The organism is Agrobacterium sp. Ap1, from assembly GCF_017313375.1.
Classification (GTDB): Bacteria; Pseudomonadota; Alphaproteobacteria; order Rhizobiales; family Rhizobiaceae; genus Neorhizobium; species Neorhizobium cellulosilyticum.
The window spans coordinates 1-18955 of sequence record NZ_JAFLMY010000009.1; the positions used below are offsets into that span (position 1 = coordinate 1).

Genomic DNA, 18955 nt, shown 5'->3' on the forward strand with positions numbered 1-18955 from the left:
TCCCGGTTCATAAGCGTCTTTGAAGTTGACATAGATGTTATCGATAACATATGCAATCGAAAACAAAACGCGGGAGTAGGAAATGAAGCGTAATTGCTTGGTATCGATCCTCATCCTGAAAGCAAAAGCGGTAGCCTGAAGGCTTGCCGTTTACGTGGTATTCCCATCACCCAAACGCCGATTTTTTCCGCCCGCGCAACCGATCTTGTTTGCTGGATAGCGGCTCTCAAGTGCTGCCTTGTCGCAAGACATTATAGCCTGTTTTTGTGATCTTCGCCGCACATCGGTTTTCCAGCATGGCAATCATCTGTTCGGCCGCCTGCGCGCCGATTACGAAGCTGTCCACGTTGATGGTGGCGATCCCAGGGTCGGACACCGATGCCATTTCATAGTTCCCGAAGCCGGCGATGCCGATATCGCGTGGCAGGACCAACCCATGGGTTCAGTCCACATGAAAGCCCCTGACTACCCACCTGCGAGCGCTGCCTTTGCATCGCGTTCAAGACAGCTCAGAGTTCCTCAAGGCTTTCATTCAGCGCTTCGATGTTTCTTAAGCGTTTGCGGCCCTCGGTACCCGCCTTTTCGAGGCATCGTGTGATCAGCAGATGGCACAATGCCATCAGGGCCGTGTGATTGAACAGGGGGCCGGGGGCGAATGTCTGGCATTGCATATGCCATGTCGCCCGCGTGTCGAAGGGTGCGCCTTCGTCGGTAACATAGAGAAGCTTCGCCTTCGATTTGCGAACCTGGGTGAGGATGGCATCGGCCTGAGCAGTCCGGCGGCGCAGGGCGAAGAAGACCACGACGTCGTCCTCCCGAAGGCTGACGAAATGCTCGCCCAGTGTCTGGCCGGCGGCGGGAACGGCGACGATATCCTCGATCACCTGCGTCAGCTGCCATTGCAGATAGGAAGCGAAAGGGTGGCTGCTGCGAAAGCCGATCACCCAGACTTTTCGGGCCGCCATAATCGCGTCGGTCACCGCCGTGATCTGGCCGTCAGAAATGGAGAGAAACGTCGCTTCAAGATTGGCCATGCTTTGCGCGACATGCGCCTGCATGGATTGTGCTGTCGATGCATCGGTCGCGGTTGCCAGGAATAGCCGCGAGCCCGTCTGCTTTTCAGCGCGCGCGTGGCGGCGGGCTTCCTCATAGGTCTCATAACCCAGATGCTGGATGAAACGGGTGACGGTTGCCTTGGAAACATGCGCCAATGCCGCCAGTTCCTGGGCGGAATAGCTGGCGAGTTCGCCAGGAAAATCGCAGACGAATTCACCGAGCCGCTTTTCGGCGGGTCGAAGATCGGGCAGGGCCTGCCTTACGCGATAGAGGAACGACCTGTCCTTGGTCACGGGAAACTCCGCCATGTCATCAGCGGGCGGAATGTCGCTTGGAGTTGTTACGCTTGCAACAGGAAATATGTCCCGGCGGTCGGGCGATGACGCCCCTGTCACCGTGCAATCCTTTTCCTTGCCTGAGGTGCCGCGATGCGGGAAAGAAGCAGTGCAACGGCGGAACGGATCGGCGCGATGACCGGGGCGGATAAGAGGCGCTGCAGATCATCGGCGGCCTGACCAAGCGGGCCGCCGCCGATGATCACGGCTTCTGCGCCGTCCTGTTCGAAACATTCGCGCACTGCGACCGCCAGTGCCGCATGCAGGCGCTGAGGATCGGATGCAAGTGCTACCGGATCTCCGCTCGTCAGTCGCGTGCCGGTGAAGAACGGGGTCAGGCCCAATGCATCGGCCTTTCTGGCAAAGCTCTCGACAAGATCCGGCGTTACTGTCGCAATGCCGAAGCGCCGGCCACCGAGCGAGGCTTCAAGCATGCTCGCTTCGCATATGCCGACCACCGGAATATCGCAAATCTCCCGCAGCCGTTCGAGCCCCGGGTCGCCGAAGGCGCTGATGATCAATCCATCCGACGTGCCTGATTTGGCGAGCCCCATTTCGATGACGCCGTCGATGGCTGCACCAAGCTGCTTCTCATCAAGGATCATCGGCACGCCATTGGCCGCGGTGACACCCTCAATGGTCGCCTCCGCAGGCAGATATTTGCGTGCGATATCGGTCATCATGACTGTGGTAGCCGTTGATGTATTCGGGTTGATCAAGGTGATATGCGTCATGTCTCGAGCCGTGCACGACCGCACGACTGCCTCCCTTTGTCATTGCGTTTTTTATTGTGCTTCAGTTCAGGCATATTGAATGCAGGCGATATTGCCCGTCTCTCCGATCGGCTTCAAGGGTGGCACGTCCCTGAGGCATATGTCCGAGGCCTGGCCGCAGCGCGGTGCGAACGCGCAGCCGGGCGGCATGGCAGCAAGATCTGGTGGCGAACCGGGAATCGTCACCAGCCGGTCGCGGCCATGCGCAAGTTCGACACGGGCGCCGAGAAGGCCCTTGGTATAGGGATGTTTCGGATCGCGGATGATATCGCCGACCCTGCCTTCCTCGACGATCCGGCCGGCATACATGACGGCGATGCGGTCTGCCACTTCCGCCGCGACTCCGATATCGTGGGTGACGAAGATGACCGAGAGGCCGTATTCCTTCTGCAGCTCGCGGATCAGAAGCAGGATCTGGATCTGAACCGTCGCATCGAGCGCGGTCGTCGGCTCGTCGGCAAGAAGAACCTTCGGATTGCAGGCAAGCGCCATGGCGATCATCGAGCGCTGCAGCATGCCGCCCGACATTTCATGCGGGTAGTTCTTCAGCCGCCGTTCGGGCGAGGGAATGCGCACTTTCTGAAAGAGTGCCAGTGCCCGGTCGGACGCTGCCTGCCGTGACACTTTTTCGTGCCGCATGATGGTTTCCTCGATTTGCTGACCGATCGTGTAGACCGGATCGAGCGCGAGGCGCGGCTCCTGAAAGACCATCGAGACGGTGGCGCCGCGCAATTGGCCGAGTTCGCGTGTCGAAAGCGCCATCACATCGCGACCGGAAACGGTCATGCTGCCGGCGATATCCGTGCCCTTCGGATGCAGGCGAAGCAGGGAACGCATGGTGACGCTCTTGCCCGAACCGGATTCGCCGAGAAGCGCCACCACTTCGCCGGCCTTGACCGACAGGCTGACACCATTGACGGCTTTCACCGGCTTGCGGCCGCGATGGAAGGTGACGGAGAGGTCGCGGATATCGATGACTGTCTGCTCTTCGCTCATCTCAGGCCTCCATCAATTCAGGTGCAGGTTTTGCCGCGTGGCTGTGGCCGGAACCGGGAACCGACATTAGGCAGGCGGCCTGCTGTTCTCCCGAGACGACCGCAAGGGGAGGGGGCATGGCAGAACAGACGCCTTCCGCCATGCTGCACCGGGTGTGGAACCGACAACCCGATGGCGGGTCTATCGGGTTCGGCGGGTCGCCGGAAAGCGGCGGCTCTTCGGTGCGTTCCGCCGGATCCATCTTCGGCATGGAGGCGAGGAGGGCGGCGGAATAGGGATGTTTCGTGTTCTCGTAGATCGCCTCGCGCGTGCCGACCTCGGCGACCTTGCCGAGATACATGACCATCACCCGGTCGCACATGAAGCGCACGACATTGAGATCGTGGCTGATGAACAGATAGGTGAGACCGAAATCGCGCTTGAGGTCGAGAAGCAGGTTGAGCACCTGTGCCTCGACCGATTTGTCGAGTGCCGAAACGGCTTCGTCGAGGATGACGAGGCGCGGCTCTAGCGCCAGCGCGCGGGCGATGTTGACACGCTGTCTTTGGCCGCCGGAGAGTTCGTGCGGGTAACGGCCGGCAAAGCGGACCGGTTCGAGGCCGACGCGGTGGAGAAGATCGTGGGCGCGGGCGATCGCCTTTGCCTGCGGCACGCCGTGGACGCGGGGGGCAAAGGCGATCGATTCTTCGATCGTCAGGCGCGGATTGAGCGAGGCGTAACTGTCCTGAAACACCATCTGCACCTGTCGCCGGTACTGGGCAAGCGGCAGGGCGGCACCGACCTTTTCACCGTCGAACAGGATCTCACCCTGGTCAGGGATGATCAGTTGCATTAGAAGCCGGGCGGTGGTGGACTTGCCGCAGCCGCTTTCACCGACAACGCCGAGCGTTTCACCTTTCAGGATGTCGAAATCGACGCCATCGACGGCGCGCACGACCTTTTTCGGCTGAAGAAAGCCGCTGCCTTTTACAGGGAAATGCTTGATCAGACCGCGTGCGGAGATCAGCGGCTGAGCCGGGCCGCCGCGTTCACCGAGCGGAAGGTCGGGAATGGTGGTCTCTGCGACTGTCCTCATGATTTCACATCCATTGCCTGACGCAGACCGTCCGAGAAAAGGTTGAAACAGATCGAGGTGACGAAGATCATCACGCCGGGCAGGGCGGCAACCGCCGGATTGTTGTAGATCGCGGTGCGCAGCGTGTTCAGCATCAGCCCCCATTCGGCATCCGGCGGACGCACGCCGAGTCCAAGAAAAGAGAGGCCGGAGGCGAGGATCATCGACACCGAGATCAGGCTGGTGGCGAAGACGAAGATCGGCCCGAGCACGTTGCCGAGAACATGGACGCGGATGATCGTGAATGCCGGGGCGCCGGAGGCACGCGCCGCATCGACATAATCGAGGTTGCGGATCTGGGTGGTGACGCTTTCGGCGACACGGGCGATCTGCGGGATGAAGACGACGGTGAGCGAGACGAGCGCATTCGTCAGGCCCGAACCAAGCGCGCCGGAAAGGGCGACCGCGAGCAGGACAGAAGGGAAGGCATAGAAGACATCGACCGTGCGCATGATCAGCGTGTTGGTGATGCCGCCGGCATAACCGGCGACGATGCCGATGATCGAGCCGATGACAAAGGCGATCGGGACGGGCACGACACCCATGATCAGCGACAGGCGGGAGCCATAGATGAGGCGCGACAGCATATCGCGGCCGAGTTCGTCGGTGCCGAGAATATAGCCCTCGGTGCCGATAGGTTTCAGCCTTCGGATGACACTGCCTTTGGCCGGGTCGTAAGGGGCGATATAGGGCGCGAGGATGGCGACCACGACGATGATGATGAGGACGGCGAGTGCCGCGAGCGCCACCGGGTCACGACAGAGACGCTGCAGGACGCCGCTCCAGAAGCCGGGAGATTTCGGCACGGCAAGCGGGGTGGGCAAAGTGTCGGCGGTGATGACGGCCATGTTCAGCTCCTCTGGATGCGCGGATCGATGGCGCTTTGCAGCACGTCAACGACGAGATTGACGATGACGAAGAACATTGCGAGCACCAGGATCGTGCCCTGTAGGATCGGCAGGTCGCGGGTGAAGATCGCTCCGTTCAGCAGAAAACCAGTGCCGGGCCAGGAGAAGACGGTTTCGATCAGGATCGAGCCGCCAAGCAGGTAACCGAGTTGCAGGCCCATGACGGAAATCGCCGTCGGTGCGGCGTTGCGGATGACGTGGCGCATCACATGTTTCGTCATCAGCCCTTTGGCAGCCAGCGCTTGAACGAAATCCTGCGACAGGATGTCTGCCACCAGCGAGCGGATGGTGCGGGCGATGATGCCCATCGGGATGACCGACATGGTGACGGCCGGCAGGATAAGATACTGGATATAATCCCAGCTGAAGCTTCGTCCGTCCGAACCGCCGGGACCGCCGCCCATCGACGGCAGCCAGCCGAGCGATACGGAAAAGGCGATGACAAGAACCATGCCGAGCCAGTAATGCGGCACGCTGACACCGAGCATGGCAAGACCGGAGGCGATGCGGTCGATCCAACCTCCGCGGAAGACACCAGCGAGGAAGCCGAGGATCGAGCCGAAGGTAAAGCCGATTATAGTGGCGGCAACTGCGAGGATGATCGAGTTGACCGAGGCGCTGAGAATTTCGGCCAGAACCGGGCGGCCGGTGGCAATCGAGGTGCCAAGATCACCTTGCAGGGCATGCCAGGCCCAGAGCGCGTATTGCACCGGAAGCGGCTGGTCGAGGCCGTAGAAGGTCCGCATCTGCGCCTGCAATTCGAGCGAGGCATCTGTCGGCAGGATGGCGGCGAGAGGATCGCCGGGGGCGATATGGATGAGCATGAAGCAGACGATGCTGACCCCCATCGCGACGGGTATGACATGCAGAAGCCGTTTAAAGGCGTAGACGAGCATGAGCTTCTCCGGAAAACCTGAACGAGTGGGATCGCGCCCTTTAGGGCACGATCCGGGCGTTGGGCATCAGGGATCGACGGTGATCGGCGAGAAATCCTGGAACCAGTTCTGCGCCTGCACGAAACCCTTGACCTTGGTGTTCATGGCTCGTGGGTTGACGTCATGCGTTACCATCAGGAACAGCGCATCGTTGACATATTTCTCGTGGACCTGCTGCAGCACCTTGTCCTGTTCGGCGGCATCGAAGGTGGTGCGCACCTTGTTGAACAGGGCATCCATTTCCGGGTCACAGTAATAACCCCAGTTGGTGCCGTTCGGCGGTGCGAGGTTGCACTGCGACTGGCGGATGAGCGCGGTGAAGGGGTCCTGGATGAAGTAGCTGTAGTTGACAGCCGTCGCACCCTTGGCGCTGGCATCCTTGGCGCCGGCGCGCCAGACATTGATGACCGTGTTCCAGTCCATCACCTCATATTCGACATTGATGCCGATTTCGGCGAGCGTCTGCTGGATATATTCGTTCATCGCGAGCGGCAGCATCTGGCCCGAACCGGAGGACGAGATAACGACCTTGGTGGTGATCGGCTTGTCCGGACCGTAGCCCGCTTCCGCCATCAGCTTCTTGGCTTCCTCGACATTGTATTCGAGCTTGAAGTCGGGCTTGCCGAACCACTGGTGGCCGGGCGGAAGATAGCCCTGGGCGGGAATGGACAGACCGCCGAGCAGCTCGTTCAGGCCGTCGCGGTCGACCGCGAGATTTGCGGCCTTGCGGACGCGAACATCGTTCCACGGCGAGCCTTCGACGCGGGACAGATGCCAGGTCCAGTTATGCGGATAGGCATTGGTGACGATGGAGAACCCTGCATCCTTCAGCGACTTGACGGAATCCGGTGCCGGGGCTTCGATCCAGTCGACCTGGCCGGAACGCAGAGCTGCAACGCGGGTATTCGGTTCCGGCAGCGGGATCAGCACCAGCTTGTCGAGCTTAGGGATGCGAGCTGTATCCCAATAATCCTTGTTGGGTGTCAGTTCGGCACGTTCGCGCGGGGTAAATCCGCTTTCCATCTTCCACGGGCCGGTGCCGGACGGATGCTGCGCGACCTTTTCCCAGCTCTTGCCCTGGGCTTCCCAGTTTGCCGGCGAGGACATCAGGATCCAGCTGATCTGGTAGGGCAGGGTCGCATCAGGAGACTTGGTGACGATCTCGACGGTCTTTGGATCGGTCGCCTTGTAGCTGGCAACCGCCGGAATGCGCGATTTGCCCTGCGCCGACTGGCGCTGGTCGAATTGCGGGGCGTCGGTCTTCAGGAGCTTGTCGAGGTTCCAGACGACGGCATCGGCGTTGAAGACGCTTCCGTCATGGAATTTCACGCCGTCACGCAGCTTGAATGTCCATTTGGTATGGTCGGCCGGGTCGACAGTCCAGGCCGTCGCAAGGCTGGGGATCAGCGCAGAGGGCTTGTCGGCTCTGCTGAGGTCCCACTCAATCAGCGAATTGTAGACCGTGTATCCCATGAAGCGCTGGCCTTCGCCGCCTTGGTCCGTCTGACCGGTGGTCAGGGGAATATCGGATGCCGTCATGCCAATCCGGAGCGTCCCGGCAGCAAACGCCGAGCTGGCAGTGGCAGCAAAAGCCACGCCGAGTATCGTCGCCGTCCGCAGGGTCTTCAAAAATCCCCCGTCACGCCAGTTCCTCAAAGATGTTTTTGTCATACCGTTCCCTCTTTTTTAATCTGTGCTGGACTTTTGCCCAGTCGAATAAAGAGAAGCAGGTTTCATGCCAAAAAATGTGAAACTGAAATTTCATAATTTTGTCAGTTGTTTAGATTTTTTCTCCGAGGGTAAGGCGATGCGTTACAAGTGTATCTGATAAAAAATCAGGCATGGGACGGGTCAGATATGGGCAGTTGAGAACATAGGATATGGAGGCCTGAGATCAGCTATTCGCATCAGCGGTACGAGCATCGGTTTTCCTCAAAATCGCTCGGCATTGACTTTATGGTCGAGTTTTTCGGAACTCATCCCTATTGGGATGCAGATATCTGAAAGCCTCGCTAATCTCTGCAAACCTTAGCTGTCGATGGCAGATACGAGGCCGCAGATGTCCGGCAGTAGCGCATTCCGGTTGTTCGGGCTCCAGATGGCATGAAGTTCGGCAACACATTCTTGCTGCAGATCCATCGGGCGAAACACGACGTTGTCGAAACAGGCGTTCTGTGTGCCGGCGGGCACGATTGCCAGACCTATTCCGGCACTGACCAACGATAGGATCGCCTGCGAGTGGGTCATGCTTTGAACGATCCGGGGTGTGACTGAATTGTCAGCCATCAGTCTCGTCAGTTTGTCGTGGAGATAGCGGGCTGGCGTCGAGAAGCTGATAAAGGGTTCGCCGTTGAGTGCATCCAGGCCAGGGCGGCGCTTGGTGGCGAGTGGATGTGCACGAGGTATGGCCAGCATCATGGGCTCTTGCGCAACAGAGATACTTTCGAGATGGTGTGTGCCGGCAAGCGGACGTGAGAGGCCAAGGTCGATATCGCCAGCATTGATGGCTTGAAGCTGCTCGGACGTTTCCATCTGCACAAGCTCCAGCTCGATCTGCGGTGCTGCGGCGCGCGCTTGACCTATGAATTTGGGCAGGAAACTATATGTGGCGGCTCCGACAAAGGCGATCTTTATGGATCCGGCGCTGCCCCGCGCAGCCCTCCGTGTTGCCGTTATCGCGGCGTCGCTTTGCTCAAGTAACCTTTGTGCTTCGGCAAGAAACGTCATTCCCGCAGCAGTGAGTGTGACGCGACGGCTCGTGCGCTCCACCAGTTTCACATCGAGTTCCTGCTCCAGCAGCCTGATTTGCCGGCTGAGCGGTGGCTGGGTGATGTTCAGTCGTCTGGCTGCCCGGCTGAAATTCAGCTCGGATGCCAGAATAACAAAGGATCGGACCTGACCCATATCCAACATCTATTCAATCCTTGTATCGATATTCAATAATAATCGACTTGGACTTAAATTGATCTCGAGATTATTGGTCAAGCGAGGATGTGGCTCCGAGCAGCCGAACATGGGGTGGAAACATGGACACGCAGTTGCCAGTAGCGAATGATCCGCAAAGGACGACGGTCGGAGCCGACAGTATTGCCTGGATCAAGCTGTCGTCGGTCTTCTTGCCACTGAAGACGCCGATCAGCGATGCGAAAGTGCTCACCGGACGACAAAAGCCGCTGACGGAAGTGGCGTTCCTCTTCGCTGAAATCGAGACGAAGCACGGTCACAGCGGCATTGGCTTCAGCTATTCCAAACGCGCCGGCGGGCCGGGACAATATGAGCATGCAAAAGAAATCGCCCATGTCCTGATCGGCGAAGACCCGAACGATATAGGCAAGCTTTGGAACAAACTCTGCTGGGCGGGGGCTTCCGTTGGGCGCAGCGGACTTGCGGTGCAGGCAATCGCTGCCTTTGACGTCGCGCTGTGGGATCTGAAAGCCAAGCGTGCCGGACTGCCGCTTGCCAAACTGCTCGGCGCACATCGCGACAGCGTGCAATGCTACAATACGTCCGGTGGCTTTCTTTCCTCGCCGATCGAAGAGGTACTCGACAACGTCGAGCAGTCGATCGCGGCCGGCATTGGCGGGATCAAGATCAAGGTCGGGCAACCGGATATGGCGGTTGACCTCAAGCGCGTCGCCGCCGTGCATGACCGGATCGGTGGCCGTGCTGCAATGATGGTCGATGCCAATCAGCAATGGGACCGCCCGAATGCGATGCGTTTCGGTCGGCTCATGGAGCCTTACAATCTAACCTGGATTGAGGAGCCGCTCGACGCGTATGACGTCGAAGGACATGCCGCGCTGGCAGCCCAGCTCGATACGCCAATCGCGACCGGTGAGATGTTGGCGAGCGTGCTGGAGCATATTGCGCTCATCCAGAATAATTCTGTCGACTTCATCCAGCCGGACGCACCGCGTGTCGGCGGCATCACGCAGTTCCTGAAGATCTGTGCGCTGGCTGAGGCGAAAAAGCTGCAGCTCGCGCCGCATTTTGCCATGGAAATCCATCTGCATCTCGCTGCAGCCTACGAACTTGAGCCTTGGGTAGAGCATTTCGATTGGCTTGATCCCCTGTTCAACGAGCGGCTGGAAATCAAGGGGGGACGCATGCTGGTGCCAAACCGGCCCGGACTTGGGATCACGCTATCAGAGCAGGCGGGACATTGGACGCGCGGCACGGCCGAATTCGGCAAGAAACCTTGAATCAGGCGGTGCCGCGAGCAACGATGTGGAAGTCGATATCGATCATCGCCTCCACACTTGTATCACCCGCTATTTTTCGAAGAATCGAGCGGGCCGCCTTGGTGCCGATATCGCGACGGTCGATACGGACCGTTGTCAGCGGCGGATGGGTGTGAGGGGCGAAATCGAAATCGCCGAACCCTATGATGGCGAGATCCCCCGGCATGTTGCAGCCGCGTGCATGAGCTTCAGCCAGTGCGCCATGCGCGACGACATCCGATGAGCAAAAGACGCCGAGCGAGCCTCCTCCGCGATCTAGAAGTTGCGCCATCGCCATGCGTCCGTCGCGGAAGGTGGAGGGTGAATTCATATCCAGTTCCGGCAACTCGACCTCGGCAATCCCTTTCAGCCGATTGACGAAACCATCGCGGCGCTGAACGGCGCGCGGGTCGTTGGCGCCGACCTGCGCATAGCGGTCATAGCCCCGGATCAGCAGATGCTCGGCAACCAGCCGACCGACTGCCGCATGGGAAAAGCCGACGGCGGTGTCGAGCGGCGAGGGGGTAGAGTCCCATATTTCCACTATAGGCAGTGACGCGCCCGTGAGCATGGCGCGGGTTTCCTTCATATGGGTAATGCCGGTGAGGATGATGCCGTCCGGCCGGCGGGCAAGAATGGCACGGGTCAGTTCCAGCTCGCGGCCGGGGTCATAGCCTGACAGGCCGAGCAGAAGCTGATAGCCGGCGGAGACGAGTTCGGCATTGAGCCCTTCGATGGTTTCGGCAAAAATGGTGCTGGCGACCGAAGGGACGATCGCGGCGATCAGCCTAGTGCGGCGTGAAGCCAGGCCGCCGGCAAGCAGGTTTGGCACATAGCCGGTGCGGGCAATGACCTTTTCGATCGCTTCCAGTGTGTGCGGCTTGACCAGCGCCGGAGTGTTGATGGCGCGCGAAACGGTGACCGGCGAGACGCCGGCGAGTTTGGCTATATCGGCAAGCGTCACCGGACCGCCGTGCCTGATATGCTTGCTTTTGTCGTAATCGGTCATGATACTCATTCCTGTGAAAATGAGTTACGCTTTCATTATAGCTTTTATCAAGCTATAAATCGAAAAATTTGGCGATAAAAGTTCTAATCAATTGAAATTGATGATTTAAAATTTTTCACGTGGCGGTTGCGGATGAGGATTTTGAAGTTACAATGAAAGCGCTTTCATTTCTTCGTCGGAGGGTCGGGGAATGGAGGATTGGGACCGGCAGGAGGCCGGATAATTGGAGGAAATAATATGAAGCTCAAACGTTTCATGACGATTGCGGCCGCTGCGACCGCTATCTGTGTCGTCGGCTTGCAACCGAGCCACGCGCAGGATTATCCGACCAAGACCGTGACCGTCGTCGTGCCATTCGCAGCGGGCGGCAATACCGATACGTTCGGCCGTCTCGTTGCCGAGCAACTGGACAAGCGCCTTGGGCAACGTTTCATCGTGGAGAACAAGCCCGGCGCGGGTGGTAACATCGGTCTGGGCGACCTCGCTCGTTCGAAGCCTGACGGCTATACGATCGGCATGGGTACGGTCAGCTCCAACGCGATCAACCAGACGCTCTATAAGACGCTGCCTTACGACAAAGAGAAAGGTTTCGCACCTATTTCGCTGATCGCCAGCCTGCCGAACGTGCTCGTTGTCAACCCGGACAAGATCAAGGCGAACAATGTAGAGGAGCTGATCGCGTTCCTGAAAACAGAGCCGGGCAAGCATACCTATGCGTCTTCTGGCGTCGGTACCTCCATCCATCTGGCCGGCGAGCTTCTCGCGACCAAAGCCGGCATCAAGATTACTCACGTTCCATACAAGGGTAGCAGTCAGGCGATCCTCGATGTCGTGGCCGGCCATGTGGATATGATGTTCGACAATATTCCAACGGCCGCCCAGCAGGTGAAGGCGGGCAAGGTGAAGGCGCTGGCTGTCACCAGCCTCGGAAAGGCTGATTTGCTGCCCGACGTGCCGACCATGGCAAGCACGATTCCCGGCTTCGAGGCGACCTCGTGGCATGGCCTCTTCGCTCCTCCCGGCACGCCGCCGGAAATCGTCGAAAAGCTCAGCAAGGAAGTTCAGGCCATTATCGCGGAGCCTGCGATGCAGGAAAAGCTCAAGGCGATGGGCGTGACGCCGGTCGGTAATACGCCGGCCGAGTTCCAGGCTTTTATAGACAAGGAAACGGCAAAGTGGGCTGACGTCATCAAGGCCGCGAACGTGCCGCTGCAATGAGCCAATCTGCCGGCCGGATCCAGTTCCCGGCCGGCATGTCTTTCACACGCGAGTATCATGCCATGCTGAAAATTAGAAACAGCCGCGACTTCGTCGGCGGCGTGACGATGATCTGTGTCGGCTTGCTGTTCATCTGGTTCGGCCGGGAACTTGAAGTCGGGAACTCCTTCCAGATGGGGCCGGGTTACTTCCCGACCATGTTGAGCCTTCTCCTGATGGCTATTGGTGCGTTGATCGTCGTGCAGTCGCTGATGGTCGATGCCGAAGCAGGTGATCCGGAAACCTGGAACTGGAAGGCTTATTTTCTGGTAATTCTCGGACCGATCGGCTTCGGTCTCGCACTTGCGGGGCTTGGTTTGGCGCCGACAATGCTCCTGCTGATCGTCGGCGTAGCGACCGCCAGCCGCTATGCCAATTGGCGACATTCAATTCTGCTCGGACTGTTTCTTGCTGCCTGTTCCGTGTTGCTTTTCACCAAGCTCCTGTCGCTTCCGGTCTCAGCCTTTGGCCCCTGGACCCCCTTTATCGGCGAACTTTTCTAGCGGGCTCTCACAAGTGCTTTCTGACTAGCCGACGAAACGGAATGGATTGCTTATGGATATCTTCTCTAACCTCTGGCTCGGTGCTTCGACCGCCTTCATGCCGATGAACCTGTTCTATGGCTTTATCGGCTGCCTGCTCGGCACCGCGATCGGTGTACTGCCGGGGCTAGGGCCGACGGCGACGATCGCCATGCTGTTGCCGATCACTTTCGGCTTGCCGCCGGAATCGGCACTGATCATGCTGGCTGGCATCTTCTACGGTGCGCAGTATGGTGGCTCGACAACGGCGATCCTGATCAATCTGCCGGGCGAAAGCTCCTCGGTTGTTACTGCAATCGACGGGTATCAGATGGCGCGCAACGGCCGAGCCGGTGCTGCGCTTGCTACGGCGGCACTCGGTTCGTTTTTCGCAGGTACAGTGGCAACCATCCTTCTTGCTGTTGCCGCACCGCCTCTGGCAGCCGTAGCGCTGAATTTCGGGCCGGCGGAATATTTTTCGCTGATGGTGCTGGGTCTCGTCGCTTCGGTTGCGCTCGCCAGTGGGTCGCTGTTGAAGGCATTTGCAATGATCGTCTTCGGATTGATCCTCGGCACGGTCGGCACCGATGTGGAGAGCGGCACGCCGCGTTATGTTTTTGATATTCCCGAACTCTATGACGGTTTGAACTTCGTTGCCGTTAGCATGGGTATCTTCGGGATCTGCGAGATCCTGCGCAACCTGGAAAGCGAGCATGAACGTTCGGTGGGTGTGAAACGCGTCACCGGACTGATGCTGACCAGGCAGGATATCAAGCGGATCATCGCCCCCGTCCTTCGCGGCACCGCCCTCGGTTCCTTTCTCGGGATCCTGCCCGGCGGTGGAGCGATGCTTGCCTCGTTTGCTTCCTATGCGATGGAAAAACGGATTTCCCCAAACCGCGCCGAATTCGGCAAAGGGGCGATCGAAGGCGTTGCAGCACCGGAATCCGCCAACAATGCCGGCGCGCAGACCTCATTCATTCCGATGCTGACGCTCGGCATTCCTGGCAACCCGGTGATGGCGTTGATGGTCGGCGCCATGATCATACAGGGTATTACCCCCGGTCCGAACGTCATCTCGGACGAACCGGCTCTGTTCTGGGGTATGATTGTTTCAATGTGGTCGGGCAACCTCATGCTTGTCATCCTCAACCTGCCGCTGATCGGGCTCTGGGTGAAAATGCTAACCGTGCCGTATCATCTCCTCTTCCCTGCTATTATCGGCTTCTGTTGCATCGGCGCCTACAGCATCAACAACAGCGTCTTCGACGTATTCGTCATGGCGGGTTTCAGCGTCATCGGCTTTGCGCTCAGCAAAATGCGGTTCGAACCGGCGCCGTTGCTTCTGGGCTTCATTCTTGGGCCGATGCTGGAGGAGAATTTGCGCCGTGCGATGCTGATCAGCCAGGGCGATCCGTCGATTTTCGTGCGCAGCCCGCTCAGCCTTTCGCTTCTGATCTTCGCCGTCGTGGTTCTGGCGCTCGTGCTTTCGCCGAGCATCAGCCGCAAGCGCGAAGAGGCATTTACGGAGTAGGACGCAATGATGCAGGATCTGAAATCCGCCCTTACCGGCATATCCGGCATTCTGGTCACGCCTTACGATCATAACGGCGATATCCTGCCGGAGATGCAGGAGCCGATCATCGATCGGGCGATCGCCGCGGGCGTCCATATCATGGTCGCCAATGGCAATACCGGCGAGTTTTACGCCCTGACGCTCGACGAGGCAGAGGCGATGGTGCAATCTTCGGCCGAACATGTGGCCGGCCGGGTGCCACTGGTAGCCGGCGTCGGGCGAGGCATACGTGATGCCTGTCGGCTGGCATCCGTGTCGCGTCAAGCCGGCGCTTCGGCGCTGATGGTCCATCAGTCACCGGATCCGTTTTCCTCCCCGCGCGGGCTTGTCGATTACGTACGGACGGTGGCGGATGCGGCAGACGGGTTGCCGGTCGTGCTTTATTTGCGCAACGATGCAATCGGCACCAGGGCGATTGCGGATCTGTGCGCGCTGCCCTCCGTCATCGGCGTCAAATGGGCAACGCCAAACCCATTGAAACTATCGGAAGCGATGGCGGCCTGCGATCCGGAGATCGTTTGGGTGGGCGGTCTGGCGGAGATCTGGGCACCGGTATTCTATGCGGTTGGTGCGCGAGGTTTCACGTCCGGCCTCATCAATGTCTGGCCGCAAAGGTCAGTTGCCATTCATGCCGCACTTGCAACGGGTGACTATACGGGCGCCAACCGGCTGATCGACGGCATGAAGGACTTCGAGTCGGTTCGGGCTGAAGAGATGAACGGGACGAATGTGACCGGGGTGAAGGCCGCGCTGGCGCTGATTGGGCATGATTGTGGCCCAGCACGCCCGCCCTCGGCCTGGCCTTTGACGGCACAGCAGCAAGCTGCGCTTTCGGCTTTCATTTCAGGCAACGGAATCAGCTTCTGATGAGCCGATTGGCAGCGCCTTATGGTGCGAGGAGTGAAGAATGACGATCAGGAAAAAGACGTATGAGGAACTGCGCTCGGCGCGCTGGATGATGCCGGACGACCAGCGGTCGTTCGGCCATCGGTCGCGGACCATGCAGATGGGCTATGCGCCGGAAGACTGGGAAGGTCGGCCGATCATTGCGATCATCAACACATGGTCGGATGCGCAGCCCTGCCACATGCACTTTCGCGAACGGGCTGAATGGGTGAAGCGTGGTGTCTTGCAGGCAGGCGGCTTTCCGATGGAACTGCCGGCGCTGTCGCTCTCGGAAAATTTCGTCAAACCGACGACCATGCTCTATCGCAACATGCTGGCAATGGAGACAGAGGAACTGCTCAGATCGCACCCGATTGATGGTGCGGTGCTGATGGGTGGTTGTGACAAGACCACGCCGGGACTGGTCATGGGCGCGGTGTCGATGGGACTGCCTTTCATCTACCTGCCGGCCGGGCCGATGCTGCGCGGTAACTATGCCGGAAAGGCTCTGGGCTCCGGCACAGACGGCTTCAAATATTGGGATGAACGGCGGGCCGGAACGATTTCAAAAGAGGAATGGCAGGGGATCGAAGGCGGTATCGCCCGCAGCTACGGCCATTGCATGACCATGGGCACAGCGTCCACGATGACGGCGATTGCCGAGGCGATGGGGCTCACCTTGCCGAATGCTTCCTCCATTCCGGCGGCCGATGCCAACCATCAGCGCATGTCGGCCACCTGCGGCCGGCGGATCGTCGAGATGGTGTGGGAGGATCTGACGCCCGAAAAGGTGATCACGCCGGCTGCTGTCACCAACGCCGTCACAGTGGCGATGGCGACGGGCTGTTCGACCAATGCGATCATCCACCTGATCGCCATGGCGCGCCGCGCCGGCGTGCCGTTGGAACTAGAGGATCTTGACCGCATCGGCCGCACGACGCCGGTTATCGCAAACATCCGTCCTTCAGGCGCGACCTATCTGATGGAGGATTTCTTCTATGCCGGGGGCTTGCGGGCGCTGATGAAGCAGCTTGGCGACAAGCTGGATCCGACCGCTATCACCGTCACAGGCAAGCCGCTCACGGATGGGCTGGATGATGTGAAGATCTGGAACGAGGATGTCATCCGGCCGCTGTCCAATCCCGTCTATCACGAAGGGTCGCTGGCCGTCTTGAAGGGCAATCTTTGCCCGGATGGAGCAGTGATCAAGCCCGCGGCCTGCGATCCGAAATTTCACCGGCACCAGGGTCCGGCATTGGTGGCCGACAGCTATTCGGAACTGAAGAAGATTATCGACGATCCCGATTATCCACTGACGCCGGAAACGGTGCTGGTGCTGCGCAATGCAGGGCCGCAGGGCGGACCGGGAATGCCGGAATGGGGGATGATCCCGATGCCGAAAGCGCTTTTGAAACTCGGCCTGCGGGACATGGTGCGGATTTCCGATGCCCGCATGTCGGGAACGAGTTTCGGGGCCTGCGTGCTGCACGCCGCACCGGAAGCCTTTGTCGGTGGACCGCTGGCCCTGTTGAAAACCGGGGATATGGTGGAACTCGATATTCCGGCCCGCAGCCTCAACATGCTCGTCCCGGATGATGAACTGGCGGCACGCAAGGCTGCCTGGGTATCACCCGAGCCGCTCTACGAGCGGGGCTATGGCTTTATGTTCACCAAACATATCGAACAGGCAGACAAGGGCTGTGACTTCGATTTTCTAAAGACAGAATTCGGTGCCAAAGTGTCTGAGCCGGTGATCAATTAAGCAAGCGTTGAGGGGGCGAAATACCCCCCTTAGTGTCTCATGTTCAGGCCCAGCTGCTCACAGCCTGATGGCATCTTGTGCAGCAAAGTCCGCTTCAAAAGCTTGCTGGTTGTCGTGTCTAAATCGGTCCGGCGCGAGTCGCCCTATTCAGTAGCCGCTTAACCGCTAAGCAGGGCCTGCATTGTTTTTGCGAAGTGTTTCCGGATCTTGTCTCGTGCTACGTGCCGGCCGTTGACGACCTTCTTGTTGCCTGCAGCCCAGACGCTTTCGACTGTGACATCTCCACCGAAAATCCAGTTATCAAGCAGGCTGTCCTCTGCGAGATAGGAGGCATTGCCGGTATCGAGAGCAACGATATCGGCGGGGGCGCCTGCAGCCAGCCCCGCCTTCGTCGCAAGAGCCTGTGCCCCGCCATAAATAGCCGCGTCGAAAAGTCGGCGACCGGTTGATCCGTTCGGTGCCGCAATGACGTTGCGGGCGCGATGAGCGAGACGTTGCGAATATTCGAGCTGGCGCAATTCGCCCGCGAGAGAAATCTGCACGTTGGAATCCGACCCGACGCCGAAGCGGCCGCCCTTTGAAAGGAATGCGGAGGCTGCGAACGTACCGTCACCGAGATTGGCCTCGGTGATCGGGCAGAGACCGGCGACCGCGCCGCTTGTGGCCATATTCGCCACTTCCTGATCCGTCAGGTGGGTGGCGTGGATCAGGCACCAGCGATCATCGACCGGAGCATGATCCAGCAGCCATTCGACCGGGCGCGCACCGGACCATGCGATACAGTCCTCCACTTCCTTGGTCTGTTCGGCGATATGGATATGCACGGGGCCGCCTTCGGCCAAGGGCAGAATAGCGGTCAGCTCGTCGGGCGTGACTGCGCGCAGGCTGTGCGGCGCTATGCCGAGCTGCATGCCGGGTAGTGAGGCCTGCATTGTCCGGCAAGCCTCTATCAGTTGGCCAAAACTCTCTGTCGAATTGATGAAACGGCGCTGGCCGTCGATCGGAGCCTGCCCGCCGAAGCCGGAATGCGCATAAAAGACCGGCAGCAAGGTGAGGCCGATACCCGTCTCGGCGCTCGCCGCGCCGATCCGCTCGGCATGTTCTGCGATATTGGCATAAAGCGAGCCGTCGCGGTCGTGATGCAGATAGTGGAACTCACCGACGCGGCAGAACCCGGATTCGAGCATTTCCATATAGAGCTGTGCCGCAACCGCCTCGATCTGTTCCGGCGTCATCTGCAGGGCGAAACGATACATCAGGACGCGCCAGCTCCAAAAACTGTCGTCTGTCGGTCCGCGAAGTTCGGCCAAGCCGGACATGGCGCGCTGGAATGCGTGGCTGTGAAGATTGCTCATGGCAGGGACGAGAACCGAATGACGCTCGTCGGTTGCCTTGGCGTCAACGCCGAAATCGATATCCGAGATAATCCCGCCCGTGATCGAGATGCGCACATTGGAAGCCCATCCCTGAGGCAGGAGTGCCGAGCCTGCATGAAGCGTCGAAGCAGCCGAATTGGTCATGATTGCCGGTCCGTCGTTGGATTGTCTGATCACGGGTGTATCTTCAGGTGAAGATAAACGCTTGCCAAGATGGCTATTATGTATATAC

At 59.3% G+C, this 18955-nt stretch carries 17 protein-coding genes; 6 read left to right on the forward strand and 11 right to left on the reverse strand.

Annotation, left to right across the window (positions count from 1 at the left end; all coding sequences use genetic code 11):
* Positions 1-226: 226 nt before the first annotated feature.
* The 9 genes from JZX87_RS17860 to JZX87_RS17900 form a co-directional block, all read right to left on the reverse strand.
* Positions 227-433: a substrate-binding domain-containing protein gene (locus JZX87_RS17860; RefSeq protein ID WP_206827117.1), complete on the reverse strand. Its 207-nt coding sequence runs from the start codon at positions 431-433 to the stop codon at positions 227-229.
* Between the two features lie 76 nt (positions 434-509).
* Positions 510-1349, reverse strand: a complete 840-nt coding sequence (locus JZX87_RS17865) for a MurR/RpiR family transcriptional regulator (RefSeq protein ID WP_502711326.1) — start codon at positions 1347-1349, stop codon at positions 510-512.
* A gap of 98 nt (positions 1350-1447) precedes the next feature.
* Positions 1448-2125, reverse strand: a complete 678-nt coding sequence (locus JZX87_RS17870; RefSeq protein WP_206827119.1) for an aspartate/glutamate racemase family protein — start codon at positions 2123-2125, stop codon at positions 1448-1450.
* Between the two features lie 66 nt (positions 2126-2191).
* Positions 2192-3160 carry an ABC transporter ATP-binding protein gene (locus JZX87_RS17875; protein WP_206827120.1) on the reverse strand — a complete coding sequence of 323 codons (969 nt, stop codon included), beginning with the start codon at positions 3158-3160 and terminating at the stop codon, positions 2192-2194.
* Position 3161: 1 nt separating this feature from the next.
* Positions 3162-4235 carry an ABC transporter ATP-binding protein gene (locus JZX87_RS17880; RefSeq protein WP_206827122.1) on the reverse strand — a complete coding sequence of 358 codons (1074 nt, stop codon included), beginning with the start codon at positions 4233-4235 and terminating at the stop codon, positions 3162-3164.
* Positions 4232-5122: an ABC transporter permease gene (locus tag JZX87_RS17885; protein WP_206827123.1), complete on the reverse strand. Its 891-nt coding sequence runs from the start codon at positions 5120-5122 to the stop codon at positions 4232-4234. Before JZX87_RS17885 ends, JZX87_RS17880 begins: the two co-directional genes overlap by 4 nt.
* A gap of 2 nt (positions 5123-5124) precedes the next feature.
* A complete protein-coding gene (locus JZX87_RS17890; RefSeq protein ID WP_206827124.1) occupies positions 5125-6078 on the reverse strand; it encodes an ABC transporter permease in 954 nt (317 codons plus the stop codon).
* Between the two features lie 66 nt (positions 6079-6144).
* Positions 6145-7788, reverse strand: coding sequence for an ABC transporter substrate-binding protein (locus JZX87_RS17895; RefSeq protein WP_206827125.1), 1644 nt, complete (start codon positions 7786-7788; stop codon positions 6145-6147).
* Positions 7789-8145: 357 nt separating this feature from the next.
* Positions 8146-9030 carry a LysR family transcriptional regulator gene (locus JZX87_RS17900; RefSeq protein ID WP_148144458.1) on the reverse strand — a complete coding sequence of 295 codons (885 nt, stop codon included), beginning with the start codon at positions 9028-9030 and terminating at the stop codon, positions 8146-8148.
* A 113-nt stretch (positions 9031-9143) separates the two neighbouring features.
* Here JZX87_RS17900 and JZX87_RS17905 point away from each other — a divergent pair, with 113 nt between their 5' ends.
* Positions 9144-10319 carry an L-talarate/galactarate dehydratase gene (locus JZX87_RS17905; RefSeq protein ID WP_183825505.1) on the forward strand — a complete coding sequence of 392 codons (1176 nt, stop codon included), beginning with the start codon at positions 9144-9146 and terminating at the stop codon, positions 10317-10319.
* 1 nt (position 10320) lies between these two features.
* On the opposite strand, the gene JZX87_RS17910 is transcribed toward JZX87_RS17905, so the two are convergent.
* The gene (locus JZX87_RS17910; RefSeq protein WP_206827126.1) at positions 10321-11346 is read right to left on the reverse strand and encodes a LacI family DNA-binding transcriptional regulator; all 1026 of its coding nucleotides are present in this window, start codon (positions 11344-11346) and stop codon (positions 10321-10323) included.
* Between the two features lie 237 nt (positions 11347-11583).
* Here JZX87_RS17910 and JZX87_RS17915 point away from each other — a divergent pair, with 237 nt between their 5' ends.
* The 5 genes from JZX87_RS17915 to araD are packed head-to-tail and all read left to right on the forward strand — an operon-like array spanning position 11584 to position 17347.
* The gene (locus tag JZX87_RS17915; protein WP_206827127.1) at positions 11584-12564 is read left to right on the forward strand and encodes a Bug family tripartite tricarboxylate transporter substrate binding protein; all 981 of its coding nucleotides are present in this window, start codon (positions 11584-11586) and stop codon (positions 12562-12564) included.
* Positions 12561-13106, forward strand: coding sequence for a tripartite tricarboxylate transporter TctB family protein (locus JZX87_RS17920; RefSeq protein WP_286194853.1), 546 nt, complete (start codon positions 12561-12563; stop codon positions 13104-13106). The genes JZX87_RS17915 and JZX87_RS17920 overlap by 4 nt, the downstream gene beginning before the upstream one ends.
* 52 nt (positions 13107-13158) lie before the next feature.
* Positions 13159-14658, forward strand: coding sequence for a tripartite tricarboxylate transporter permease (locus JZX87_RS17925; protein WP_206827128.1), 1500 nt, complete (start codon positions 13159-13161; stop codon positions 14656-14658).
* A gap of 6 nt (positions 14659-14664) precedes the next feature.
* Positions 14665-15567: a dihydrodipicolinate synthase family protein gene (locus tag JZX87_RS17930; RefSeq protein WP_206827129.1), complete on the forward strand. Its 903-nt coding sequence runs from the start codon at positions 14665-14667 to the stop codon at positions 15565-15567.
* A 40-nt stretch (positions 15568-15607) separates the two neighbouring features.
* The gene (gene araD / locus JZX87_RS17935) at positions 15608-17347 is read left to right on the forward strand and encodes an L-arabinonate dehydratase (RefSeq protein ID WP_206827130.1); all 1740 of its coding nucleotides are present in this window, start codon (positions 15608-15610) and stop codon (positions 17345-17347) included.
* Positions 17348-17505: 158 nt separating this feature from the next.
* Here the strand turns inward: araD and JZX87_RS17940 are convergent, their stop codons facing one another.
* Positions 17506-18867, reverse strand: a complete 1362-nt coding sequence (locus JZX87_RS17940) for a formimidoylglutamate deiminase (RefSeq protein WP_206827294.1) — start codon at positions 18865-18867, stop codon at positions 17506-17508.
* Positions 18868-18955: the final 88 nt, after the last annotated feature.